The sequence below is a fragment of the Pseudanabaena sp. FACHB-2040 genome, from assembly GCF_014696715.1.
Lineage (GTDB): Bacteria > Cyanobacteriota > Cyanobacteriia > Phormidesmidales > Phormidesmidaceae > JACVSF01.
The window spans coordinates 1-24,897 of record NZ_JACJQO010000020.1; the positions used below are offsets into that span (position 1 = coordinate 1).

Genomic DNA, 24,897 nt, shown 5'->3' on the forward strand with positions numbered 1-24,897 from the left:
ATGGTGGCAACTAAACCTTCCATAGAAAGAGCTCCCAGCAACGATACGTTCTGCCCTTGGTTGCGAGGGGTACTATCGTGTGCCCGTTCTCTTTTAGGAGAACGTCCTCGCAGCCGGGTCAGCGCCAAGTTGACTCCCGCTTGGTCGACAAACACTAAGTTGCGTGGGGCAACCGTGAAACTCCAATCTCGATAATTAAAGCGCAGTTGCTTCACCCGATCACTAAGTTGTTCACTGGCGGTGAGCGTTTTTTTGACGCTGAGGTTAAGTTGCCCCACGACTCGATGCATCGTTGTCACGCTCACGCTTACACCACATTGCGCCTCCAATTGCTCGCATAGCTCATGCAGGAAGAGGTCGCTGTTTTGCTCGACTAGGTGCCGCACCTTCTCCAGGTGAACTGCACTCAGCTTCGGTTGGTTGCCGCCGCCATGTCCTTTGGGCTTTATGTCTCCGCTTTCCCGGTAGCGGCGCAGCAGGTCTCGAACAAAGGAAAGGCTTACTTTGAAACGTTGAGCAAGTTCGCGTTGCGACCCTTCATGAGATTGATAGGCAGCCAGGATACGTTGGCGTAAATCGGCAGAGTACGGGGCTGGCATACAGTGACCGCAGAGGTTCAACTATCCCTAGCATGGCTTACTCAACCCGAAACCGCTGTATGAAACAATGTTAACGTAACAGTGATTACGTTAATAGTAAATGTAATAGCTGTTACGTTAACTGTCAACATGAGTCGACCCACCGAACCTCAAAAGAAAGCTGAGTTGGTAGAAAAGTGCCTGGAGGTGGCCATTGAGGCGGGCGCGTTGGACGCTAGCATTAACGCGATAGCCAAGCGGATTGGCACCAGCGGGCGCATGCTGGTCTACCACTTTGGCTCGAAGCAAGAGCTAGAGCGCCAGGTGATTGCCCGGCTAGAGGTACGTCTGCGCGAACAGCTGCAGTCGCTGCAAAACACAGCCGTAGCAAATGCCGATACTGTTGCCGAGTCTCTGCTGGCGATGTGGCAGCAATTTACCGCCCCAGAAATGCAGGGCTGGCTGAAGCTGACGATGGATCTCAACCTGCGAGCCATGCAGGGGGATGCTGAAACTCAGCAGTTTCTAGAGCGCGAAACCCAGCAGTGGATTGAGTCGCTAACGGTGTTGACGCAGGATGAGGCGGTGGCGCGATCGCTGTTTCACCTATTTCAGGGGGTCACTCTCGACTTTCTGACCACGGGCAATGCGCAGCGAGGTGAGCAGAGCATCCAGTCATTTTTGGCTACGCTAAAATTGGTCCACCCCGAATAGCGCCTCTACTAAGGTGCAACTTCGCTAATTAACCAGATAGCGTAGCAAGATCATTCGCCTGATGGGCTTGCCCTGCTGCCGCTACTACCTCCTTAATTAATCCCCGTCAACCTGCGGAATGTCGGTGCTCAGCAAGCTTAGTGAGTTTTGTCTTGGTGACTAACGTTGCCATTACCAAGGCAGGACTTCTCCATTCGCGTGCCAGAAAGTGCCCGTGTTCTCTAGGTTTAGCTCGTCAATTCGAGCCAGCAGCCCCTGTACAGAGGCCTCTGGTGTGACGCCACCCGGTGTAAAGTTCGTCATGCGGGTTTGAACTAGGCCAGGGTGTAGAATCGCTACGGCAATACCACGCTCCTTGAGATCGTGCGCCAATGATTTTCCTGCCATTGATAGCGCTACTTTTGACATGCGATAGCCGTAGGAACTGCCAGAGGTATTGTCGCCAATAGACCCCATACGACTCGTCATCAACACAATCTTGGAACCCGCTCTGAGATTGGATAGAAGTGCATGAGTCACCCGCAGAGAACCTAAAGCATTGACCTCAAACTGTTCCCGAATGCTCTCAAAGTCCAAGTTCTCAAGCGTTACCCGTTTCAGAATGCCTGCGTTGTTTATCAGCACGTCGATGCTAGTTCCCTTCAATCGGTGCTGCAAATCTGCTACGGAGGCGTCTGAAGTGACATCTATTCCCTCTTCAACCTGAACCCCAAGCTGTTTCAACTCCTGGGAGACGCTGCGACAGATTGCGATGACCGTCTCTCCCCTAGCTTGTAGCTGGCGGCAGTACTCGTAACCAATTCCTCGGTTTGCACCCGTAATCAGATAAGTTGCCATACGAGCCCCATGCTTGGTGAGAGCGACATTTTCAGAGGTTACCATAGGCTACCTCGAAGTGCCCCTACAAGTAGTCAACCAAGCTAGCTCAATCCCAGAGCAGCACATTCAGTCTCTTCCGATACCTGTACCAACTAGTTTCTGTACGAATGTACTGCCTTTGAGGCTGTTCTTAGAAGGAAGACACACTGGATTTAGTTGGTTCTGATTTGTAATCCTCCTTTGAACCTAGTTGCAGAGTTATCCTTACAGAAGCGGACGGCTGAGAGCTACTGGTGCTAAATTCGAGGCTACTTGCCGCCGCTGATGTGACTCGTTATGTAGCAAAAATCATAGATTGAGTGCCCATTGAAATCTAATTCACTCATGAATAAAAGTAGTTAGAATAGTGTGCTGTAGTCGAATTTCGGCTAAACGATCGACTTGATTGGTTCGCACCCCGATCGCAAATTCACCGACTAATGAATAGTAAGCCAGACGCGCGCGCGTCAAAGATTCAGGTTCAGAAAACCCAATTTCGACAAATAGGCTTTTAGTATAGTCGAGCCGTTGCCGATCGACCTGTGCCAATACTGCTGCAACTTTCGTATCATTCGTTGCCCAAGCGCGAATGGCATTCTCAATTCTGCCGTCTGAGAGTCCTAGAATCAGACCATCATCCGCGATCGCCAGTTCAAATAGTCGCAATAGCTTCGTTTTTGGCTCGGCATCAGTCTGATTCACTTGCTCGATAATCCGACTTGTATCGATCTGCACCCACTCCGCCAAGATCGCATCTAACAAATCATTGCGATCCTTAAAGTGCCAATAGAAGCTTCCTTTAGTTACGTTCATCCGCTTCGCTATCGGTTCCACCCGGACAGCTTCCACCCCACTTTCTGCCAAGACAGCTAACCCTGTCTTGATCCAATCTTGCCTACCGAGCTTGGGTTCTAGCGTCTTTTGCCTAACCATACGTCACCGTATTGACATTCTCGAGAATTCTAGCTTAGAGTAGCTGCATACGGTAGCGTATGGAAGATGGGAATTCATTGCTAGCGGGCTGCACTTTTTGAGGTAGGTGTATCGTGTTAAGAATTGCTGGACGATGCTGGATAGCGATCGCAATCATTCATGTGGCAGTTGGACTAGCTATATATTTTCCACAGTGGCAGGCGATAGCTCAGGCGGGTTGGTTTAACGTAGTGGCTCCCGATCCATTAGCCCCCGTTTTTGATCGAGAAGATGCAATTTGGTTCATGACGATTACACCATTTCTCTTGATATTAGGTCAGTTATGTTTGTGGGCTGATCAGCAAAAACTCACATTGCCTATTTCAGTGAGTGGAATCCTACTTGCATCCTCGATTACAGGGATTTTCTTCATCCCAATCTCTGGATTTTGGTTGGTGTTAATTCCGAGTGTAATGATGCTTTACTCGTCGAAGGCAGCAAAACTCAATACTAATAATGTTTGGGAAGATTGAATCATGAATGGTTTGGATGTACTGCAACTCCAAAAAGCGCAGATTGCGAATGCTAGTGAAATTGCAGCAAAAGCATTTGAAAAGGATCCAGTATTTAGTTATCTTACACCTGACGATCCCGAACTGCGGTTGAAGGCTTTAACGTGGTTAATGACTAGAGCAATCTCTTACTGCATTCAGTATCAGCATGTTTATATAACATCTAACCTACAAGGAATTGCTGCTTGGTTGCCACCAGGAGAATTCTCTAGCGGTACACTCCAGCTATTGTGGATGGTCTTAAGACTTCAGTTGTATCGTCTACCGACTCAGGTTGGCTGGACGGGAGTGCGTCATACTTTGACAGGAGAAAAAGAGTTAAGCTCTCCATTGAGGTAGGCACAGCGTAAAGCCAGGATCTTAGGTACCCGCTCGGGCTTCCATCTAGCTCCTGTAATCTGGACCCGCTCATCAATCTGCTTAATCTCATATCTTGCACCAGGCGATTTGCACCTCTAAACCGTATTTCTGCAATAACGGTTGCTTCTGCTCGATTTCCTTTAGCAGTAGAAACACGATGACCTGCGATAAACAAGCTTGGGGGATCACAGTGCGGCTTGGGTCCAGACGGGTAAGGTATCAGTGCCGGTTGAAAGATAGCCCCAGTGGGCCAAGATAAAGGCCACCAAAGAGAGCACCAACCAGCGATACAAGCCCAGTAAGGTGTGCTGACCAAAGCGATGCAGGTCAAAGCGATGTTTAGCGGTCTTGAAGAAACGCTCTATCTGCCATCACCCCCACCAAACGAGGAGACTGTCTTTGAGGGGTTTGGTAGAAAGCACATAGCGCCTAAGCCTTTTACCGTCACGCTTGAGATAGAACTAAGCAATGGTCACCGGGAAGGACAGCCCGTGCAGATAAAGGTGTTGACCCGGCTTGTGCAGATGAAAGAGTTGTCGTCCGTCAGTCAAGCGACGGTTGTAGCGCACTCCCGTAGTGGCGTGCAGTTTGAGCCGTCTCAGGCCCTTGAGGAAATCGACAGTGCCAAAGGCTGTATCGACTAAGGCAATAAGCTTGAAGCCCTTTTTGAGCTACCGGGGCAGTTGCCGCACCAATCGTAGACCCAACAGGGCAGGTGAGGTCGTATCCTTGCCACGGTAAAAGCGAGAGCTCCAGGGAATACGCCAGGGACCGACCATCAGATACAGCACAACCAGATGGACTCCCCGCTTGCCTTTGAACACGCTTACCCGTGACTCAAGGGCCTTGAACTTACCTCGTTTCTCTAGGCTCGTCATATCCAGAATCACTTGCAGATGCGGGCGGCGGCCCCGAGGCCGATATTGCCCCAACTGCTCTCGAAGTGCCCCTCTCACTTGTGCTGCTTAACGCTCTTCAATGACTCTAAGCAGAGGAAATATTGTGTAGAGCAGCTTTAGGAACTCCGCGAAACAAGTTCATAAGCGCTATTAACGTCTGAAAGCCTTGCTCTAGCTCGGGAATGGGAAAGACCTTTAGCCAAGGGGTCAACAGATTTGAACTGACCCAAGGTAGTAGAACCAGGCGAAGGTTGTTAAGCCAACTTTTCCAACCACTCCCCCTATCCCAAGCCTCATGTTGGCTAAACGAAGTAACTAACGTTGAACCATCGAGTTGGGGTAGGTAACTCCCTTTGGGCTGCATTGGTGGTGTGTGCAAGGTGACCATAAAATAGGCGCTCATCACAATCTCCTACCACTTTTCGATAGAGGCGTAGTCTGTGACTCGAAAGTCAGCCCAGCCCAGCTCATTCTTGCTCTGCTTGAAGCCATATTCCACCCAGTTCCTTAAGCCATAGAGGTCGCCAACTTGCTTATAGGAAATCGCCTCAACCCAGGTCATCACCATCCAAGTTGAAGCAGAGGGTAGGGTGGCTGGGTCAGTAGTGAGTTGCCAGTAGCGCCGGGCACAGCGTTTGCCATAAACAACCTCATCGAACTTCGCGTCTGCCATCACTGAAGGTCCGCTCATACTCGCGCCAGCGATTGGCCCGCACTCGTTGCTCCTTGGGCAATAGCACAGCATGGTTAGAGCGAATGGCCAGCACATAGGGGAGTTCCAACTGATGCAGTGTCCTAGCAGAACTGCTGCCGCTCTCTCCATAGGCACTATAGACAACGCCATTTCCTACCTTGCCCAAGTTACCGATGTACTGTCGTTTAACATAGTCGGTTGTCTGTCCCTTCTTGCGGTCTCCAGTTTCATCAATCACCAGCACTAGCTTTCGGCCTCTAAGAAGTGACAGAATCAGCTCGATTCTCCGTTGCCTCAGCGCTCCTGCACTCCAGGGTGACTTGACCAAAAACTGTTGCAATGACTGAACGTTAGGTAATGCTGTAACCTTGGCGATCACAGGTAGCGATTTTCGCTTCATCTCAGATACCATCCCCAAGTGCAGATGCTTGAATGCTTCGAAGCTTCTTACCTCAACAAAGATGTCTCGGTATTCTTCGCAATAGTCATCTACAAAAGCGACTGTTGGCTTGGCTATACGGGGCGCTGTCATTTGCTCCGCCTGGCTCTCAGCCCTTTTACTCTAATTTATCTACCATCAGAGTCATTGAAGAGCGGTAGGGCAGTGCAAAGATGTAGGCGACTGCCGGGTAAATACCAGGAAGGAGAAGCAATAACAACCCAATACCAATCACCATGCTAGAAACGGGACTGACCAGGAAAAGCGGCAAGTAGTTATTGAAACCCTTGAAAAAATCACTAAATGTTGTGGCGCGATTTTTCAAAACTTTAAATGCCACGATTAAAAATCCTGCATTTAAAGGAGCAGAAATAAAGAGACTGATGAATGACTCTAGAGGAATAGACTGGCTAACTTTGGCGATCGCAACGTTAATCAAGAAAAATACAAGTGTAAAGCCAGCAAAACCACCCGAATTTTTCTTGAATGTTTTCCAGCCGCTGCCACTGTACTCGTTGATCTTAACTGTGTAGTTTTGTTGAAGTATGCCTTCAAGTCCTGTTAACCCGTAACCCTTCATAGTTGTTCTCTCCAAAATGTTGTTGGCATCGAGTTGATAGTAAGAAAAAATTGAAACCTATCATCGAGTGGGTTATGCGATCGCAACCGCATGGAGCCAACGCTACGGGGGTAATCAGCGTGGAACTGCTCGTCATGCCATGTTCGGTTGCGACACCATAACAACACGGTTTTTATCCTGAAATGCCCCCCAGCACGGCAATCAATCCGCTGGCAGCAACTACTGTGATAGCGCCCCATTTGATGGGTGGATTGCGATCGAGCCAATCTGTGAAGCTGGGTACGCTCAAACTACCGAAATCGCCCTCTACGGTGTCGTAACCAGAGATTGGGGCATATAGGTTGTCGGGTGCATCTGCCGATTTTGGCTCACCTGTCAGTTGAGCGGTAAAGCCAACCTGGAGAAATAAGCGATCGACAATCGACGGGGCAATGCGTTGCAGCATCTCCAATACTCGCCCCATATCACCTACAACAAAGTCACGGGTAGGGTGCTCAGCCGCATATAGAATGGCATCGGCAACGGTGCTGGGTTTGTTGTAAGGCGGTAATCCAGCAGGCGCTACTCCTAGCTTCGTCCGAATTTTGTTGAAAATGGGGGTATTTGTGATGGCGGGCATCACATTAGTGACGCTGATTGGCTGTTTCTGGTACTGCAATTCAATTCTCATGGAATCTAAAAAGCCTGCTACGCCGTGCTTGGAAGCTGCATAGGGACTTTGCAATGGAAACGGAACTCTTGCCGCTAATGAGGAAACGTGAATGAGTGCGCCACCTCCCTCTTTTTTGAGGTGTGGTAGAGCGACCATTGCGCCATAGGCCTGCCCATTCAAGTTGACATCAATGACTCTTCTAAATTCTTCCGGTGTGACTTGGGCAAACGGTGCAACAACGCTAGTTCCAGAGACATGCACCCAGGTATCGAGTCGTCCGTAAGTAGCAATGGTCTGATCTGCGATCGCTTTCACCTGTTCAAATTCGCTGACATCGGCAATGACTGCGATCGCGTCTCCACCCAACTGTTTGATCTCATCCACCAACGTTGCCAACCCAGACTCGCCACGAGCAGCAACCACAACCTTTGCCCCTTTTTTGGCAAACCGCAGAGCTGTCTCTCTGCCGATTCCACTAGAAGCACCAACGATGGCGACTACTTGCTGATTGATCGGTTTTAATTTCATGGGTTCTACTCCTAAAATTGAATCTCTTTGAATACAGTCCCTAGTGCTGGCGACGAATAATTTCTAATGCTTACACCGGGGTTCGCGTCTCTGAGAAAGATATCTCACCTCAATGTCTGGTATCAGTCCTTGAGGAACAACAAAAGGTCGCTTCACGGTATCTTTTGGCTGGGGAAGATGGGGAAGTGAGTTCTCCCCTATTCCCCTCACCTCCCTTATTAATTGGTGCGCTCGACTTCCCTTGAAAAGTCGGCCTCTAAACGGTTTGAAGCTCCTGATAGCGCACAGCCGTTCCACTCACAGCGACCATCAACATACTGCTTCCACTGCCTCCGTTGATTGTTTCGTAGTCCAAGGCGATGGCAATAACAGCATTTGCGCCTAAAGTCTTTGCTTGATCAGTTAGCTCTTTCAGGGCAATCTCTTTAGCTTCTCTAAGGGCTTTCTCATAACTCGCTGAGCGCCCACCTACCATGTCACGCATTCCTGCAAGAAAGTCTTTGAAAATGTTTGCACCTAAGATGGTCTCGCTACTGACTATTCCGTAGTGGTCAACAATCTTTTTGCCTTCAATCGTAGCTGCTGTGGTCAAAATCACTGTTTCAATCTCCTTAAAAAGCGATACTTTCAAATTACGTTAGGAATGAGGGAGTCGCCTTCACTGCATTGGCTCATTCCATTTCGAATGAATGTAATGGGTTGGGTTCAAAGGAACAAAGGCGCTGACTCGACCTTTACCTCGTTGTTCTCATTCTTCAACAAACATTTCATTTAGCCCACGCAAGTTCATTGAGTTAAGCTGCAACTTAAGGTGAAGCGTGGTTTTCTTCAGGAAAAAAGACCCTGATTCAATGGCTGTCTCTGATATTGAGTAGTTTCAAAGAATCATTGACCCGACATCGGCTGCGCTTCTGACTGGTTCTGCCAGCCGTGATCGCGCAAATAAGATTCAAAGTCAGTCTGAGCAGAAAAATCACGCTTCAACTGGGCTAAATCTGCTGCGTAGCCGACGTTCTCAAACCAGCGATACATGATGGTCAGTTCCTCTCCGATTTGCTGCTCAAACGCTTCAAACGGGATTTGTTGATATTGAACGGTTTTTCCTAAAATACGGCTGAACGCAGCAGCGACTTCCGGCATAGTCATGTCTACACTGGCAAGTTCAATTTCGCCGTTCATGAAGTCTGCGGGGCGATCGAATACTTCAGCGACCATCTCTCCATAATCTTCTTCGGAAAGCTGCTGCAACTTCGTTTCAGGACTCAATGGCTGAAAGAGCGTTCCGGTCTCAACCATCGAGCGCATCATGTTGTAGTTATAGAAGAAGAAAACGGGTCGCAGGATTGTGTAGGGCAACTCGCTCGCTCGGATGTATTCTTCGACTTGAAACTTGCTGTCGAAATGCGGAATGCCTGTGTTGCGTTCGGCACTACCCACCGAACTGTAGACGAAGTGCTGGATGCCTGCCGCTTTTGCTGCGTCTGCAACCATTTTGCCCTGACGGATTTCGGTGTCTACTCCATCTTGAAAGATCTGTAGTGAAAAAACACCGTAGGCACCTTGCAAAGCGCGATCGAGAGAAGCACGATCGTTGAGATCTCCGACTGCGAGTTCTGCGCCTGCTTGTTGGAGGGCTTGAGCAGCAGGCTTGTTTGGGTCACGCACCAAGGCACGAACCTTGAAGTTGCCGCGTTGCAGAAGATGACGTGCGATCGCACTTCCCTGATTGCCTGTAGCGCCGGTAACTAGGATGAGCCGTTGTCTGCTGATTGACTGTGTCATAACTGGTTTCTCACCATTGTTTGTAGAAGGGAATGGAAGGCTTGGTTTCCGTCCGTAGGTTTCATTGTTCAACCTGAACCCAATTCAGAACACTCAAGTTCTATGCGTTAAGCACCGAGATAAGCGGAGATGGGTTTTCTATGCCCAAAGGTGGAGCTTTGAGTAGAATCACCCTGAGATATGTGCTGAATTCCTGAAAGCTGGTGCCCTCCCGGTGCAATCTCACTCTTCTCAGGAGGTTGATTCCTTCTATCCCTGCTGGCTAAAACATGGATGACGATACCCAAAAATCCAGACGCGGTAGAGCGTCCTCTAACCGCCCCCCTAGTCCCGCCGACATCGAAAAGGCCGTTGAAATCGCTTCGACGAAGTATGGGATAAAATTTCCTCTGTCCTGATTGCCTAAAAGCTCTGTATTGGGCTGTGGGGCCTTAAGCGTTTCATGGTGATTTTTTAAACGAGGCTTCATCCTGGTTCTTAGCCCATCCTGTAAATTGTTGATGGAGCTGCGCCTGCCCGCCTGTAGCTGGCCAATTTAATGCCTTGAAGGCGAAGCAGTGACAGCAGACTGAGATGGCTGGTTAATTGACGGATACAGCGGCTTCAATAGTGTTTGATGTAACCATTGCTATCTGCACATACAACGGCGCAGCCCGGCTGCCCAAGGTTTTGCAGTGTTTGCGATCGCAGCGCCACTCCCACACCTTTTCCTGGTCGGTGCTGGTGGTAGACAACAACAGCACCGACGCTACTGCCGAAGTAGCGCAGCACTACCAGGTTGATTGGCCCCAGACGTACCCGCTTTTCTATGTTTTTGAGCCGCGACAGGGGCTGGCCTTTGCCCGCCGCTGTGCCATCGAGCAAACCCAAAGCCCCCTCATTGCCTTTCTAGATGACGACAATTGGCCTGACCCGGATTGGGTAGCGGCAGTTCATGCGTTTGGCAGCCGCCATCCTCAGGTTGGGGCTTACGGTGGGCAGATTTTGCCTCACTACGAAGTCCCGCCCCCTACAGGGTTTGACCAAATTGCCGCGTGTCTAGCCGTCAATGAGCAGAGGCTAGGCCCCCATCGCTATTCCCCTCATCAGTGGCGCTTTCCGGCCGGGGCTGGGCTGGTAGTGCGGCGGCAAGCCTGGCTCGACACCGTCCCTGACCAACCCCGGCTCAAAGGGGTATGTGGCAGTGCCCTCACCTCTAAGGGAGAAGACTTAGAGAGCCTGTCTTACCTGAATTTGGCAGGATGGGAGATCTGGCATAATCCGGCTATGCAGATAGAGCACTTCATTCCCCGGCACCGCCTGGAACCGGAATACCTAATCCGATTGTTTCGAGGCATCGGCTTGAGCCGCTACCCCACCCGCATGATTCGCTTTAGGGCCTGGCAACGGCCCCTAGTTATTCCCCTATACGTTCTCAACGACCTGCGAAAATTGCTTGCGTACAGGCTCAGCCACCAGGCCAGCGGCAGCCAAGATACCGTCTTGGTTTGCCAACAAACGCTCCTGTTTTACAGCCTGATCAGCCCTTTCTACCATGGGCAGCAGGCGCTTCAGCGAGCAGCCCAGCTGCTTGGGCTAAAACTAGGCTCGCTTAAAAGGCTAATCGCCCCAACAATCTCACCCGAAACGGTGCGCTAGTATGGGTGCCGCCTATCCACCGCTGTCTTTTTATCTGCCTAAGGCACTCTGGCCCGAAACGCTTCCCACTGATGCCAATACCCCCTGGCCTGGGTTTGGTCTAGGCGTCTATGCTTGGACGATACAGACCTACCTGAGGCTAAAAGCGGCAGGGTTACCCTGTGCGCTGGTGTCAACGATGCCACAGGCGGGCATTGTTTTTGCCCATTGCAATGTGCTGCGCGGCAGTCAAGTAGGCTTCAAGACTGGATTTAAGAGGCTGCTAGTGTGTCTGCGGGCAGAGCTATTGCCCGTTCCCTACGCCCAGCTCCAGGTGGTGCAAAACCCTCAGCAGGCCAACGCAACAGGTCATTGCTACTGGATTCCCCACTGGCCGCAGCCGGGGTTGATTCCCCGAGATCGGCAGCGGGGCCATTGCATTGAGAACGTTGCTTTTTTGGGCCACGCCAACAATCTGGCAACCGAACTGACCACTCCGGCGTGGCGGCGGGCGCTGGGGGATTTGGGCTTGGCCTGGCAGCCCAAGGTCAGCACTCATACGTGGCACCAAGGCGTAGGGCTGCCCCCCGACTGGCACGATTACCGACAAATCGATGCAGTGGTCGCGGTTCGCAGTTTTCGCGCCAGAGATGTTCACCGAACGCAGAATTACCGCAACAAGCCCGCCACTAAGCTGTACAACGCTTGGTTGGCGGGGGTGCCAGCTATTTTGGGTGAGGAATCGGCCTATTGGGCAGAGCGTCGGGGCGAACTGGACTTTTTGGCAGTGAGTTCTCCCAGCGAAATTTTGGCAGCACTGGGGCGCTTGCAGCAGGATGCGGGACTGTATCGGGCAATGGTTGAAAATGGCCTGCAGCGAGCAGAAACCGTTCGGCCCGAAGCCATCGTACAGCGGTGGTTAACCTTCATCGAGCAGGTTGCCGTACCGGCTTATGAACGCTGGGATTGTTGCTCTAGCTGGGGTAAAGCTAAGGTTTTGGGGCAGGGGTTGGGGGCAGCTAGCTGGGCCAGGGTAGAACAGAAGGTGCGATCGCAAATCTTTCGCTAACATTCTTGCGCTAGAGCCATGAAACTATTTCACTACCAGCGTCGAGATGGGGTCGAAAACTTTGGCGATCGCCTCAACCTGTGGCTCTGGCCCCAGCTCCTGCCGGACTGCTTTGATGACGATGCTGCCACGGTCTTTGTGGGCATTGGCACCCTGCTCAATCATCGTCTGCCCGAGCGGCTCGGATCAGCCCAGCAGGCAGTCATTTTTAGTACGGGGGTGGGCTACGAGCGATCTCTGAGATCAATGCCTCCGGGCTGGAAAATCTACTGCGTGCGTGGCCCGCTGTCGGCCAAAAAACTCGGCCTGCCTGCATCTTTAGCCCTCACCGATGGGGCGATTCTGCTGCGGCAGCGATTTCAGCCCGCGGGCCAGAAGCGGGTTGCCTACGCATTCATGCCCCACATCCACCATGCCACTTTTGCCGGGGAGGTTTGGCAGCAGATCTGCCGGGAAATTGGCTTTGGCTACATTGATCCGCGCTGGAGCGTAGAAGAAGTGCTGGCTGCGATTGGCCAAACGGAGGTGCTGCTAGCCGAGGCCATGCATGGTGCGATCGCAGCCGAAGCCCTGCGTGTTCCCTGGCTGCCTGTCCAAACCAGTGCTCGCATTTTGCCTTTAAAGTGGCAAGACTGGTGCGCCTCAATACGGGTGCCGTTTCGGCCCATTGTGCTGCCTCCGGTGCTGCCGCAGTATCCGCCTGTGGCTCAGGGCCTGCGCTCGGGCCTGCGTGCAGGTCGCTACTGGCTACGCTGTGGAGCCCAGAGTCCTCAGGGGTTATTAGAACTTGCTCGGCAGGGGAAGCAGGGTTCAATAACCCCCGAGAACCGGACCTTGATAATCGCCCAGCAGCTTCTGAAGGCCCAACACACTCAGCCCATTCTGGGCAGAGCTGACTGGCTAGAAACCCTGGAAGACCGCCTCTGCACTGCTCTTGACCAATTCCAGCAGGACAGGATCAGGGGCCAGACAGAGTCGGCATGATCTGTCCTTTTATCTCCCTAAACTCGTGTTGTCGCCAGGCCAGGGCGAGTATTTGCCAATGGGCGATGGTGGGTGCGATCGCATCTCTCTGCCCTATCAGATGAGCCCGCTGCAGAGCTATCCAGGCTGCCTCAAAGTTCTGCTCTGCCATGGCCAATTCTGCCCTAGACAGTTCTGATCCCTCTTTAATCACTTTAGGAGAAGTAAAGTAAAGGAAGAAGAGTTGTAAATAGGGTTGGAGCGATGGTTATTCCTCGTGTTGCCCGTCAAACCGTTGGCTTCGTTGATGAGTACTGTGAAGCCTATCATCTGCCAGCTCTTTTGGTAGTTGGGACGTTCGATGTACCCTGCAGAGCAACGCTTCCCACTGGTGACGCTCCAATATCCCTTCTACTATCTGCTCCCGGTTTTGCCGAGCTTCGTAACTGGGCCACAGTAGTCGCCACGCCACTAACGTATACGTTGCCACGCCCGTTGCGGTCGCTCCGCTCGTTTTAGTTGCAACCGTGCGAGGTGAATTGCACTTTGAGCAAGTCGGCATTGGCCTGCTATGTAGCTGCAGAACCACCCTAGCAAATCCATCATTACCTTCAAGGTTCTACCAAAATCCGAAGCGAGACATGAATGAAACTATTTGTTCTAGAAACATAGTGAATGAGAAATTTAGGCAAAGTTGACATTAAAACCGACTGGACGGTATAGTTAATTTGTGAGCGTTATCTGCTGATCCAGTATGGATTGCTTTAGGAGCGTGATATCTCTGTACTTTGGCGTACCTGCTTACTCATTGCTATGGTTGATACCAAAAGGGCAAAATCTCGATCGGCAACCCGTGAAACACTTTTACGGGCTGCTAGCCAAGTGGTTATAGATAGAGGTGTTGAGGCACTAACGTTCGATGCAGTTGCTCAAAAAGCGGGAGTTAGTAAGGGAGGACTTCTTTACCATTTCCCTAGCAAAGATGCATTGATGAGAAGTATGGTTGAACAACTGATCCAAGATTTCGAAGCAGTAGTGCAAACTGAGTTTGACCAGGACGATGCACCAGGAACGCCTGGGCAGTGGGTCAGGGCATACCTTCGGGCAACGCTGCGGTTTAGTCAACAATCATTGGCGTTGGTTGCCCGTCTTTCTTCAATTGCGACAAGCTCACCTAACGTGTTAGAAGCTGCTAAAGCCTATGAATCAAGGTGGCATCAGCGGATTGAAACTAGCGGATTTGACCCAGTCAAGGCGGCAATTATCCAGTTAGCAATCGATGGTTTATGGTTCTCAGAAGTGTTCCAATATGGAACCCCGGAAGAACCGCTTCGCACTCAGGTTGTGGAAACGTTGCTTGCAATGACGCGTTCGCCCCAATAAAGTAACCAATTTCTTCCACTTCATAAATCAAGTGCTGATGATTCCAGTCCATTCAGTCAATTTGTAGTGCAAAGATCTCACGTTTCATATCTTAAAGCCATTTACTCGTCATGCTGACTGTAGGTAAAAAACAGGATAGACACAAATTAAAAGGTACTTTCGATCGATACATTATGTCAAACGCAACATTTGCAACCGAAATAATCATCATTCACTAGCTCTCTGAAATGGTTCAAAAATCCATCTGTGTGGCAATCACAAACGCATTTAAAATTTGGAGGTGGCTGAAATGCTATGGCTTGTTACATCCATTGGAACATTGATTGGAATAGTCGGAATTGGAGCAGTTTATCAAGCAATTGCCACAAGTCGCGATCGCAAGAAGTTTCGGCCAACTGGGAAGTTAATTGAAATCAATGGTAATGACTGGCACTACAAACTTATGGGTGAGGGTTGCCCGACGGTTATTTTGGACAGTGGAACTGGAGGCAGTCACCTGGATTGGCAATTAGTGCAACCCGAAGTTGCCAAATTTACAAGAGTTTTGGCCTACGATCGGGCAGGCTGTGGCTGGAGTGATTTAAGTTTGAAGCCACGTACGGCTGATCAAGTTGTTAGTGAGTTGCGGCAACTTTTGCAAGAGGCTGACATTGAGCCACCTTACGTTTTAGTGGGAATGTCGTCAGGTGGTTTATTCAGTCGCTTATTTGCCTATCACTATCGAGAGCAAGTGGCTGGGATGGTTTTAGTAGATGTAACCCATGAGAAGATGTACGAGGATGCACCAACTGAATGGGTTGAATTGAACAAACGGCTTGAGTCACTATTGCCTTATGTATTGCCAACCCTAGGACGTATCGGTTTGCTTCGGTTACTTGTCACTTTTGATTCTTTGCCTATGGCGGCTGGTCTATTCCAAAAAGTTCCACCTGCAATACGTCCTATTGCTAAAGCAATTTATTCCCAAACCCAATTTGGCAAAGCCTTTGCCCAAGAATCGGCTGCGGTACCCATTAGTATGAGCCAGGTTGAGCAGGCACGCAAAACAAAGCCGTTTCCTGACATTCCTCTAGTCGTCTTGTCGTCTGGACAACCGGAATTTGACATCACACAAGAAGTGCTTGAAAAGCTACAAGAACTACATGCAGATCTAGCTACTGAGTCGCCTCAAGGTGTTCATATTGTTGCTCATGAAAGTGGACATGTAATTCAGCTAGATGCTCCAGAACTGGTTATTGATGCGATTCGTCAAGTTGTTGAAAAGATACACTGTAGTAGTGCTCTCTGACAAACCCCTTGCTGCTTTGTTGAAGTTCAGTTGTTATAGAATTGACAGCTAAATTAAGTATGTTTAAAGTCAAACACTGATCTTGAGTAGGACTTCAGAGATGATGCTCGATTTGTTAGCGTGGGAGGGAAGCTATCTACTGGAGAGCAATGCCGACCTGCTCAAAATGTAGCTCACCCCGTACGGTTAAGAACGGACGCATTCACACGGGTAAACAACGGTTCTGTGCCGCAACTGTGGTTACCAGTTTGTCGAGCACCCTACCGATAAACGAATAGACCAAGCGACTCGGGACCTCGTTGACCGTCTTCTACTAGAGCGCATTTCAATGGCAGGCATTGCCCTAGCAGCGCAGGTCTCAGAGCAATGACTCCAAGATTACGTTCACCTCAAAGCAGCCCAGGCTCCGAAACAGGCTCAAGTGCTGTCGCGTCCCGCGATAACTGACTTCGCTCTCTTTTCTCTTCTCCCAGTAGGCCTTTCATCCTCTCCCGCTCAACCTCGTTGTGCCTCTCGGGGGGAATCAGCGTCATTTATCACGGGACGAGACACCTAGCAAATGCGCACATATGATCGCATCTTGGTACGCTTTCTCGTAATGCGATCGCATCTCTCCACTATTCTCAGGATTGTCTTTTGCCTGGGTCAAGAACACAATTTGGGCAGCAGCCATGTCCTTAGCGGTCAGACCTTCGGCATTGTGGCGGTGGGGGTCGGCCCCAGCTTCTACAAGAGCAGCTATCGCTGGAGCGCTGCATTCCTGGGCAGCATTCATCAGAGGGGTATAGCCACCTGAGCCCACTGGATCGGGCATAGCCCCATGCTTTAGCAAAGTCAGCACTGCTGTCACATTCCCTCCATCGCTGGAGCTGTTAAAGCAGTTCTTGTTGATCGCATGGGAATAGCCGAGGGAGGCATTATGCAGCAGCGTGTCTCCTGCGGCATCTTGGGCATTCACGTCGCAGCCGGCAGCAATCAGCAACTCCATACCTCTGGCGATAGTCTCGCTATAGTCTCGGTTGTAATGCCAGCACAGACCACTCAACGGCGGACACCCCAGGGTAAAGTCTGCCCCCAGCTTCAATAAGCGCTCGATAGCGACGACATCTTGGTCGAAGGCGGCCACATATAGCCGGGTCCAGTTGTCGTATTTCAGAATGGCGTTTACATCGAAACCCAGGGCCACAACAGCCCGCAACTCGGCAATAGGAAACTGAGTTTCACTGTCTGGAGTACTAATAAGATGTTGAAGTACGTCTCTGTTGTAATAATCGACTACCTGAGGATCAGCCCCAGCCGCCAGCAGTTGTTGAAATATCGCCCAATTCGAGGCCTGCATGATTGGGGTAACACCACTACTGTCACGCACGTTAGGGTCAGCCCCAGCCGCCAAAACCAACCCAATACACTCCACAGAGCCTGATTCAACTGCACCAAATAGGGGAATTTCAAAAGACCAGGGTTGATCTTCCCAGTGGTTAGGCGGCTGCCCAGAATAGGAATGCTGTGGGCGAGTACAGCGGGCGCAAGGATGGATCGAGACTCCTGCATCCAGCAGTAGCTTAACCCGCTCAGGGTCGCCTACCTCACAAGCCTGGATCAATAAAACATGGCTGAGCCCACCAACTAGAAAACTGCTATAGGCTTCAATGCCTGACCTGTCAATTCCTGACGGCTCCAACACTCCCCACTGCCCATATCACCGGGCAAATCGCACCGCTACTTTAGGGTCTTACTGAAGAGTTTTCCTGACCTATCGCCTGACCTATCGGTTTGATGGTGAGTTACCGTCACTTCCTCCTTCAGATTAAAGGCGTACTTAGACCCAATAGGATCGTAGTACTCGCGAAATAAGACTGCAAACAGTCAATCTGGTGGGCTAGATAAGTGACTAAAGCCTTAACAAGGGCGTGAAGACCGCGCCCCTTTTATACAAGCACGGTTCTCCCACCCTCTTCAAAGATTCTGTTTACCCTTGGCAACTGCTTTAATCATTTGCTTTAGCCACGCTCTCTAGAGTTTTAGTCCCCTGACTATTTGAATTGAGCAGGGGGTTTTGCATCAGCATTTGTTTGAGATCGATGCCGGTGGAGTGGTTCAGCTGCTCTAGGAAAGCGGCAATTTTCGTGGCTTGGGTTCCCTGTTCGGCATCAATCACGGTGACACCTGTGATCGGAATCGTTGGGATGCTCATGGCCATCATTTGGGTAAGAACCTCAATCTTCTGATACAAAAAGACCTCACGGGCATCTTTCCCGGCGGAGCGCCAGACTTCCCCTAAACGCTCCAGGCCCAGGACTTTGGCTTTGCCATCTTCAATAATTTTGGCGGCTTCCCCTTTGGCCTCGGCAATGGAGCGCTGACGATGCGCCTCAGCAGGCGCAATGATATCGGCCTGAAGGCGCTGCTCTGTTTCGCTAATGCGCTCTTTCTCGACTTTGATTTCGGCTTCGACCTCAGCAATCTGGGCTGAGGCGATAGACTCGACTTCGGTAACCAAGGCCGTTCGTTTGGTGAGCGCGTCGCGTACCCCTTTTGTGGCTTCTACCTTGGCGATTTCTTCGTCTCGCGCCAGTTCACGCAGGGCCGTTTCTCGCTCGTTGGCAGAGGCTTGGATAATCGATTCTGCCTGAGCTCGAGCTTCAGCAATGCGGGCATCTCGAATCAGATCGGCCTGCTGCTTGCGGCCCAAGCTATCGAGATAGTTGACATCGTCAGAAATGCTCTGAATCTGCAGGCTATCGAGCATCAGCCCCAGCTTTTGCAGGTCTTCCTCAGCCTCCTCTAGCAAACTCCGAGCGAAGGCAATTTGATCACTGTTGGCCTCTTCTGGCGTGAGGCTAGCTAGAACGCCGCGGAGATTGCCTTCTAGGGTTTCTTTGGCAAGTTTTTCGATCTGCTTGCGAGACTTACCCAGCAGCCGCTCAATAGCGTTGTGAAGGGTGGGTTCGGTGCCAGAGATTTTAATGTTGGCAACGCCCGTTACTGTTAGCGGAATGCCTCCTTTGCTGTAGGCTCCCACCACTTTGAGATCGATGATCATGTTGGTGAGATCCATGCGAAAGGTTTTTTCTAGAAGCGGCATTTGCAGGCTGCTGCCGCCTTTGACCAATCGGTAGCCAACAGTTTTGCCCTTTAATAAGCGAGTAGGCGTTCCTGCGAAAATCAGTACTTCTGAGGGCTGGCAAATGTAGTAGAGGTTGCGAATTACCAGCCAGGCGCTGCCGCCACCCAAACCTAAAGTGGTCAGTAGTAAAACTAAAGCTCCCATGAATCTGTCCTCAATAAGGGGTAATGTCTGTCAGACCAACTGTTGAATGCAGTCAAATCAAACCCTCAAACCTTCAATGTGGCTACCATAAATCCTCTAAATAGTTGCCACCCATCCACCCATCACAAAACTCCTTCCCGAAACAGGCACCATCACTCTGGCTTTAGGGCTTTGACCACATCAATTCCCAAGGTATCTTCTGCAGCTTCTAGGAACTGCTTAATTACTCTTAAATAAATACCGACAACGCTAGAAACGGCATCGCCATTGCCGTTGTCAATAATGTTGATGTGCTGCAGATTCAGCTGCTTGGGCACCTTAACGGCCTCCTCCAGCACGGCCTCAAACTGTTGAATGATGAACATCGACGCGGCATCGCTGCCCATTGCCTGCCAAACCTGGGTAAGCAGCTCATTCACCTCGGCTTCAGCCAGCACATTTTCGGCGAGGCTGGCAGCCCTGCCCTGAGCCCGCAACATTTGGGCCTGGCGTTGGGCTTCGGCGGGCAGCACTTCCTCTGACTGCAGCCGTAGCCGCTCGCGCTCGGCCCGTAGCGTCTGTAGCTTTTGCTCGGCAAATGCTTTGCGTTCTTTAGCAGCGGCCTGGGTGATGGCAGTTTCGGTACGCACCTGTTTGTCGAGTTTGGCTTTGATCTTGCGCAGGTCGTTTTCGCGCTCAACGATAGTGATGCGGTCTTGGGTTTGGGCAACTCGTCCTCGTTCTTCGCACTCTGCCTCAATTTGCTTGGCGGCTGCGATCGCATCGCTCTCTGCAATTTCGGCATCGCGAATGATCATGGCAATGCGCTGCCGCCCCAGAGATTTGAGGTAGTCAACCTCATCGGAGACGTTTTGGATTTTGAGAGTGTCTAGATGCAGCCCTAGCTTAGCCAGGTCGCTGCTAACGTCAGAGGCAATCCGCTCGGCAAATTTGAGGCGGTCTTCATTGACCTGCTCTGGGGTCATAGTGGCAACTACGCCTCTGAGGTTGCCTTCGAGAGTTTCGCGAGCAACCCGCACAATCTCGTCAGGCTTGTGGTCGAGAAAGCGCTCGATAGCGTTGCCGACCCGGTTGGGGTTGCTGGAAATTTTGATATTTGCGATCGCCTGCAGATGCAGCGGAATGCCCCCCTTAGAGTAAGCATTGCGAACCTCGACCGGCACCGGCATCGTAGTCACATCCATGCGCTTGATGGTTTCAACAATGGGAATTCTGAGCGCCCGGCCACCGGTCAAAATGCGAAAGCCAACTTCCTGCCCGGCTTGATTGCGCCATTTGCGACCTGATAGGATCACCACTTCATTGGGGTTAGCAATCACTAGGAACGATCGCAAAAACCAGACACCCAGAACGGTGGCTGTTATGCCCAAAGCAAGCAGGCTGCCGCCGCTAATCAGCTCGTAGCGACTGGGCAATGTGGGCTGCTCGGCGGCAGGAGCGGGCATGATTTCGATGGGGATTTCCGCTGCGTGTGCAAAGGACAGGGGCTGTTGTTGGAAAAGGGCGGCAGGATGTCTGTTTGTCATGATGGGTTCTCGCTGGTATTGAGTAGAAATAAAGGCAATTTCTCAATCCGAGAAGTCTGCCTCTAGATAGCTGGCTGGAATCACCCAAGCCTGCGTATTGTGTACCTGTATGACCAAGGCCTGATCGCCTGGGCTAAAGGCATAGGGCTGATCGGTCACGGCGATCATCTCCCGAGTAGATCCCTCAATTTGAAGGCTAATTTTGCCCTTCGAGCGGTAGTCAAAGGGAACTGTGACGATGCCAACTCTTCCTGCTAAATGAGGATCGCCAATTGAGCTGCTGATCGTTATTTTTCGGCGATAGATGAAGAGAACAAATACAATAATGCCACCTAGCAAAAGGCCCACTGCCACTGAAGCAATGGCAAGCAGAATAAGTGCCCTGTTCATAAACTCATTCTTGGCATAAAAGAGCTAGCTAGACCAATCAAAACACCCCACTATTGAGGGTGACTGATTCAATTTCAGGAACAGCCCCAAGCACTAACAAAATCATCTTCCGTGCGGCTTACCAGCGCTGATGCACTTCATAATAGGCACGCATCTAGATTCAGATGACCTGGGGGTATTGGTTGCGTAAATCATACGCAATGGCTGAGTAAATGTAAAGTAAATAATGTTTAACTATTGATTAATGCTTAGGTAGTCAAATTTTGCAAGTGTAAAGCTAGACTATCTCCTAGATTAGGTAGAATCAGGCTGTTGTTTCATCGAGTCCTGCTTTCATGGCTAAGCCGTCTTTGGCTGCTGCTGCCCAAGGGCTACAGGTCGCTCAGCAAACCCTGACCCGCAAAGGGTGGACGAAAGCCCACCTGGCGGACATTGTTGGCTGTAGCCGGCAGCCGGTGACTAGCTTCTTTAAGGGAGAAGCTGTTTCGCAGGTGATCTTTATGGATATTTGCGATCGCTTGGGTCTCGACTGGCAGACCATTGCTGGCCTCACCGATACTGTAGAGCCCGCTGTAAGTTCAGTGTCTGCAGTGAGTACAGCGCGTCAGGTTCACGACTTTGCGGCAGTGCTGCCGGTGGCTCACGCGCCCCTTCAACCCGCTCTCGATGGGCTGGTGCAGACCCTCAGACAAAGGCTGTATACCAGTATCCGCGAGCGCTGCGGCACCATGCGGGTGCTGGATATGTCTTACCCGATCGAGGTCAACGACATTTACACCAGCGTGAACGTGCTGGAGCAGATCAGCGGTCGGCGGCACCGCCCGCTAGAGGATTTGATTAAAGCCTGCGACAGTAAGAGCTTTGATCGGCTGGGGCTAGGCGCGATCGCACAGACCCGCGTGCCTGCCCTAGAGGCAGTCAAAACCTACCAAAAGCTGATCATTTTGGGCAAGCCCGGTGCCGGAAAGACCACGTTCCTCAAGCATTTAGCCATTCAGTGCAACGAGGGCCAGCTGGAGCCGGATCGCCTGCCCATTTTTGTCACGCTCAAAGATTTTGCTGAAGTGGAGAACTCTCCCAACCTGCTGCAGTACATCAGCCGCGACCTTAATCACTACGCTGCCAGCGGTTCGGGAACTGGAGAAGACGCCCTGCTCGATGAGTTTTATCAGGTCTTTGCGGCGGGAAGGGCGCTAATTTTGCTAGACGGGTTGGACGAGGTGCGATCGCACGATCACGCCCGCGTTATCAAAGAAATTCGCAGCTTTTCGGAGCAGTTTCACCACAGCCTGTTTGTGATGACCTGCCGCATTGCCGCCTGGGACTACATCTTCGAGAAGTTCACCGAAGTTGAGGTGGCCGACTTTGACGATGCCCAAATCACCACGTTTGCCTCTAAATGGTTTGGCCATCAGGCAATTCCCCCGGAGCGCTTTCTGCGGCAGCTCAACCAGCATCCTCCAATTAAAGAGCTGGCAACCAATCCGCTGCTGCTGACGCTGATTTGTCTGGCCTTTGAAGCGTCGGGCGGCTTTCCCCACAGCCGATTTGAGCTTTACAAAGAGGGCATTGATGCGCTGCTCAGGAAATGGGATGCTAAACGGGGCATTCAGCGCGATCAGGTCTACAAGCACCTATCTCCTCTGCGAAAGGAAGACCTGCTCAGCTACTTGGCCCTGATCACGTTTCAGGCGAATGATTACTGCTTCAAACAAAGGCTGACTGAACAACACATTGCCGACTACATCTGTAATTTGTCCGACACCGATGAACCCGAAAGTCTTCAGGTTGATAGCGAGGTTATCTTGCGCTCGATTGAGGCCCAGCACGGCCTGCTGATTGAGCGGGCCAAGGGCATCTATTCTTTTTCCCATCTGACTTTTCACGAGTATTTTGTGGCGCGGGAGATTGTGCAAAACAGCCGATCGCTGGAAACGGCGCTGCAAGATCTGGCGGCCCATGGCCCTGAGCCGCGCTGGCGGGAGGTAATTTTGCTAGCAACGGAAATGCTGCGAGATGCCTCCCTGCTGCTGCTGCCCCTAAAGCAGACCCTGGATCAGTTGCTGGCCGGATCGGAGCGACTACAGGCTTTTTTGCGAGAGGTTTGCGATCGCGCCGCTGCCCCAGAGTTTGCCGCCTTTAACCCTGCCGCTGCCTGCGCCTTTTGCTTTGACATCGACTTCGACATCGATGAAAACCGCACCGTCGCACTCGCCCTCGACCGCACCGCCAACCTGCTAGTGTGCGCCAGCTTCCTCACCCGCATGATGGATCAGATGAGTCTGGCTGCAGCAATTGCCCTAGCCCAGTCCTACGATGCCCAGGTGAGCGACCCCGCCGCCAAAATCACCGCCGCCCCCACTGCCAACGCCGTGATGCTGATCGCCATCGATCTGGCCCTCGACTCCGGCAGTCTCGACACCGACGAGCGCCACACCCTGAAAACCCTGCTGCAGCGCCTCCAGGGGCAGACCGAGGATGACGAAACCGTGCGAGAAGTGGCCGATCAGGCCAGAGCTGTGGCCAAAAATCGCCATCACATCGGCAAGGAGCGGCAGTTTACCCCTCAAGAAAAGCACCAACTCAGGCAGTACTACCACACCACCCGGCTGCTGGTGGACTGTCTTAACAGCGATGGCTGTATGCTCTCGCCCAAAACGCGCCGAGAACTCCAGGCATCTCTCTTCACCCCCCTGCCCACGTAAAATCAGGGAGCAGCTGCTCAAAATGACGTTGAAACTCCTCTCGCTCGAAACGCCTATTGTCGAAGACCTGCGTCAGGACGAATACCCCATCGTCCTTCGCACTTGGCGACATGAGCCCCTGACCCTGGCGACCGCTGGTACGCACTTTGGCTACGTCTTTGAGGGCCAAGCCTATCTGCAGCGGGGGGAAGACCAGGGCACCCTAAATCAGTGCTATCCCTTGCAGGCTGGCATGTTCTTCTGCCTGCCAAAGGGCGGCACCCTCAGCGGCGTCGGTTCCTGCGGCCTAGTCATCACCTGCCTGTACCATCACGGCTGGTTTAGCTTGGGCGGTCCCCTCGAAGCAGCTGGGCGGCTGGCCTACATCAATGGCGGCACCAATAGTGTACTGATTGCCCCGCCCCGGTTGGGCGATCCCTGTCTGCACGGGATGTACCTGCCGCCCGACATTCGGCAAACCCTGCACACTCATCCCAGCTACCGCATTGGTATCATCGTCGGTGGCTCCGGTAAAGTTGAAACACCGCAGAGTGTAAACCCGCTGCAGCCGGGTGATCTGATTGTGATTCCGGCTAATGAAGCCCATCGGTTCTATACCAATGCTGATGGCTTAACCGCTGTGATGTTTCATCCTGACAGCGACGTAGGCTTTAGCCATCACGATAACCCTATGCTGCGGCGCACTCTGGTAGATGGCATCAGCGCAGTCAGCCTGCCGCATCTGCACACGCCCTTGCCAGAATGTTGAACTGCCTGGAGCAGCGCATCAAAAGCGTATGAGGAACAAACCGATGGCAGCGATCGACGGCCTGACTTCGCAGCCTGATTGACTGACAAAAGATGTACAGGCGGACAGCGGGTTTACAGGGAACGATTCAAACTCAAAACGATGCTCCAGTTCCTATCTTATGCATTGAATGACATCTTCCTGTCATTCATCCGACATTCCGTAGGTTGACAAAAGGAATAATTAGGGGGTCTGAGATAAGCTCAGAGCAAGCGTTTAGGATCGCGTTTTGCAGATAGAGAACCTGGATCACTTGGGTCTGGTAGCGGCTTTGGTCGATGAGTTGGGACTCGTGGAGTTGACAGACAAGCTTTTGGGCAGGCACAAGCT

25 protein-coding genes and 2 pseudogenes are annotated in these 24,897 nt (G+C 51.6%); 12 read left to right on the forward strand and 15 right to left on the reverse strand.

The window, feature by feature from the left end; all coding sequences use genetic code 11:
- Positions 1 to 599: helix-turn-helix domain-containing protein (locus H6G13_RS28825; RefSeq protein WP_242028474.1), on the reverse strand; the 599-nt coding region annotated here is incomplete at its 3' end.
- Positions 600 to 728: 129 nt separating this feature from the next.
- Between H6G13_RS28825 and H6G13_RS22430 the strand changes: the two genes are divergently transcribed.
- On the forward strand, positions 729 to 1,292 hold the full coding sequence (locus H6G13_RS22430; RefSeq protein WP_190487062.1) for a TetR/AcrR family transcriptional regulator: 564 nt from the start codon (positions 729 to 731) through the stop codon (positions 1,290 to 1,292).
- Positions 1,293 to 1,463: 171 nt separating this feature from the next.
- Here H6G13_RS22430 and H6G13_RS22435 read toward each other — a convergent pair whose 3' ends face one another.
- Both H6G13_RS22435 and H6G13_RS22440 read right to left on the reverse strand, forming a co-directional pair.
- Positions 1,464 to 2,129: an SDR family oxidoreductase gene (locus tag H6G13_RS22435; RefSeq protein ID WP_190487099.1), complete on the reverse strand. Its 666-nt coding sequence runs from the start codon at positions 2,127 to 2,129 to the stop codon at positions 1,464 to 1,466.
- A 360-nt stretch (positions 2,130 to 2,489) separates the two neighbouring features.
- Complete coding sequence (locus H6G13_RS22440; protein WP_190487064.1) at positions 2,490 to 3,083, reverse strand: TetR/AcrR family transcriptional regulator; 594 nt, start codon at positions 3,081 to 3,083, stop codon at positions 2,490 to 2,492.
- A 113-nt stretch (positions 3,084 to 3,196) separates the two neighbouring features.
- Here H6G13_RS22440 and H6G13_RS22445 point away from each other — a divergent pair, with 113 nt between their 5' ends.
- Entirely contained in the window at positions 3,197 to 3,595 is a 399-nt protein-coding gene (locus H6G13_RS22445; protein ID WP_190487066.1) for a DUF6463 family protein, read from the forward strand.
- Positions 3,596 to 3,598: 3 nt separating this feature from the next.
- Positions 3,599 to 3,973 carry a hypothetical protein gene (locus H6G13_RS22450; RefSeq protein ID WP_242028476.1) on the forward strand — a complete coding sequence of 125 codons (375 nt, stop codon included), beginning with the start codon at positions 3,599 to 3,601 and terminating at the stop codon, positions 3,971 to 3,973.
- Here the strand turns inward: H6G13_RS22450 and H6G13_RS28830 are convergent.
- Positions 3,928 to 4,059: pseudogene (locus tag H6G13_RS28830) on the reverse strand (ISKra4 family transposase); the annotation flags it as partial. The gene H6G13_RS22450 and the pseudogene H6G13_RS28830 overlap by 46 nt on opposite strands.
- Before the next feature lie 240 nt (positions 4,060 to 4,299).
- Between H6G13_RS28830 and H6G13_RS22455 the strand changes: the two are divergent.
- Positions 4,300 to 4,638, forward strand: coding sequence for a hypothetical protein (locus H6G13_RS22455; protein ID WP_190487068.1), 339 nt, complete (start codon positions 4,300 to 4,302; stop codon positions 4,636 to 4,638).
- Positions 4,639 to 4,665: 27 nt separating this feature from the next.
- Here H6G13_RS22455 and H6G13_RS22460 read toward each other — a convergent pair whose 3' ends face one another.
- The 6 genes and pseudogenes from H6G13_RS22460 to H6G13_RS22485 form a co-directional block, all read right to left on the reverse strand.
- Positions 4,666 to 4,950: a hypothetical protein gene (locus tag H6G13_RS22460; protein WP_190487069.1), complete on the reverse strand. Its 285-nt coding sequence runs from the start codon at positions 4,948 to 4,950 to the stop codon at positions 4,666 to 4,668.
- Positions 4,951 to 4,978: 28 nt separating this feature from the next.
- Positions 4,979 to 6,119, reverse strand: a pseudogene (locus H6G13_RS22465) (transposase).
- Between the two features lie 25 nt (positions 6,120 to 6,144).
- Positions 6,145 to 6,606 carry a hypothetical protein gene (locus H6G13_RS22470; RefSeq protein ID WP_190487071.1) on the reverse strand — a complete coding sequence of 154 codons (462 nt, stop codon included), beginning with the start codon at positions 6,604 to 6,606 and terminating at the stop codon, positions 6,145 to 6,147.
- A gap of 172 nt (positions 6,607 to 6,778) precedes the next feature.
- On the reverse strand, positions 6,779 to 7,786 hold the full coding sequence (locus H6G13_RS22475; protein ID WP_190487073.1) for an SDR family oxidoreductase: 1,008 nt from the start codon (positions 7,784 to 7,786) through the stop codon (positions 6,779 to 6,781).
- Positions 7,787 to 8,042: 256 nt separating this feature from the next.
- On the reverse strand, positions 8,043 to 8,384 hold the full coding sequence (locus H6G13_RS22480) for a heavy metal-binding domain-containing protein (protein ID WP_190487101.1): 342 nt from the start codon (positions 8,382 to 8,384) through the stop codon (positions 8,043 to 8,045).
- A gap of 287 nt (positions 8,385 to 8,671) precedes the next feature.
- Entirely contained in the window at positions 8,672 to 9,568 is an 897-nt protein-coding gene (locus H6G13_RS22485; protein WP_190487075.1) for an NmrA/HSCARG family protein, read from the reverse strand.
- 609 nt (positions 9,569 to 10,177) lie between these two features.
- Between H6G13_RS22485 and hpsE the strand changes: the two genes are divergently transcribed.
- Genes hpsE through H6G13_RS22500 form a run of 3 tightly spaced genes read left to right on the forward strand, consistent with a single transcriptional unit; the run spans position 10,178 to position 13,238 of the window.
- Entirely contained in the window at positions 10,178 to 11,206 is a 1,029-nt protein-coding gene (gene hpsE / locus H6G13_RS22490; protein ID WP_190487077.1) for a hormogonium polysaccharide biosynthesis glycosyltransferase HpsE, read from the forward strand.
- A 1-nt stretch (position 11,207) separates the two neighbouring features.
- A complete protein-coding gene (locus H6G13_RS22495; protein WP_190487079.1) occupies positions 11,208 to 12,254 on the forward strand; it encodes a glycosyltransferase family 1 protein in 1,047 nt (348 codons plus the stop codon).
- Between the two features lie 18 nt (positions 12,255 to 12,272).
- Positions 12,273 to 13,238, forward strand: a complete 966-nt coding sequence (locus H6G13_RS22500; RefSeq protein WP_190487081.1) for a polysaccharide pyruvyl transferase family protein — start codon at positions 12,273 to 12,275, stop codon at positions 13,236 to 13,238.
- On the opposite strand, the gene H6G13_RS22505 is transcribed toward H6G13_RS22500, so the two are convergent.
- Positions 13,213 to 13,389, reverse strand: a complete 177-nt coding sequence (locus tag H6G13_RS22505) for a DUF3703 domain-containing protein (RefSeq protein WP_190487082.1) — start codon at positions 13,387 to 13,389, stop codon at positions 13,213 to 13,215. The genes H6G13_RS22500 and H6G13_RS22505 overlap by 26 nt on opposite strands.
- A 641-nt stretch (positions 13,390 to 14,030) precedes the next feature.
- Here H6G13_RS22505 and H6G13_RS22510 point away from each other — a divergent pair.
- Both H6G13_RS22510 and H6G13_RS22515 read left to right on the forward strand, forming a co-directional pair.
- Positions 14,031 to 14,600: a TetR/AcrR family transcriptional regulator gene (locus H6G13_RS22510; protein WP_190487084.1), complete on the forward strand. Its 570-nt coding sequence runs from the start codon at positions 14,031 to 14,033 to the stop codon at positions 14,598 to 14,600.
- 289 nt (positions 14,601 to 14,889) lie between these two features.
- Positions 14,890 to 15,888, forward strand: a complete 999-nt coding sequence (locus H6G13_RS22515) for an alpha/beta hydrolase (protein ID WP_242028480.1) — start codon at positions 14,890 to 14,892, stop codon at positions 15,886 to 15,888.
- 529 nt (positions 15,889 to 16,417) lie between these two features.
- On the opposite strand, the gene H6G13_RS22520 is transcribed toward H6G13_RS22515, so the two are convergent.
- The 4 genes from H6G13_RS22520 to H6G13_RS22535 form a co-directional block, all read right to left on the reverse strand.
- Positions 16,418 to 17,572 (reverse strand): ankyrin repeat domain-containing protein, encoded by a 1,155-nt coding sequence (locus H6G13_RS22520; protein WP_190487088.1) that lies wholly within the window; start codon positions 17,570 to 17,572, stop codon positions 16,418 to 16,420.
- Positions 17,573 to 17,875: 303 nt separating this feature from the next.
- Positions 17,876 to 19,159, reverse strand: coding sequence for an SPFH domain-containing protein (locus tag H6G13_RS22525; protein WP_190487090.1), 1,284 nt, complete (start codon positions 19,157 to 19,159; stop codon positions 17,876 to 17,878).
- Between the two features lie 152 nt (positions 19,160 to 19,311).
- Positions 19,312 to 20,685, reverse strand: a complete 1,374-nt coding sequence (locus H6G13_RS22530; protein WP_242028477.1) for an SPFH domain-containing protein — start codon at positions 20,683 to 20,685, stop codon at positions 19,312 to 19,314.
- Positions 20,686 to 20,727: 42 nt separating this feature from the next.
- The gene (locus H6G13_RS22535; RefSeq protein ID WP_190487092.1) at positions 20,728 to 21,075 is read right to left on the reverse strand and encodes a hypothetical protein; all 348 of its coding nucleotides are present in this window, start codon (positions 21,073 to 21,075) and stop codon (positions 20,728 to 20,730) included.
- Between the two features lie 335 nt (positions 21,076 to 21,410).
- Between H6G13_RS22535 and H6G13_RS22540 the strand changes: the two genes are divergently transcribed.
- The 3 genes from H6G13_RS22540 to H6G13_RS22550 all read left to right on the forward strand — a co-directional run.
- Positions 21,411 to 23,780, forward strand: a complete 2,370-nt coding sequence (locus H6G13_RS22540; protein ID WP_190487094.1) for an NACHT domain-containing NTPase — start codon at positions 21,411 to 21,413, stop codon at positions 23,778 to 23,780.
- Positions 23,781 to 23,802: 22 nt separating this feature from the next.
- Entirely contained in the window at positions 23,803 to 24,528 is a 726-nt protein-coding gene (locus H6G13_RS22545; protein ID WP_242028478.1) for a cupin domain-containing protein, read from the forward strand.
- 268 nt (positions 24,529 to 24,796) lie between these two features.
- Positions 24,797 to 24,897: DUF4277 domain-containing protein (locus H6G13_RS22550; protein WP_190487096.1), on the forward strand; the 101-nt coding region annotated here is incomplete at its 3' end.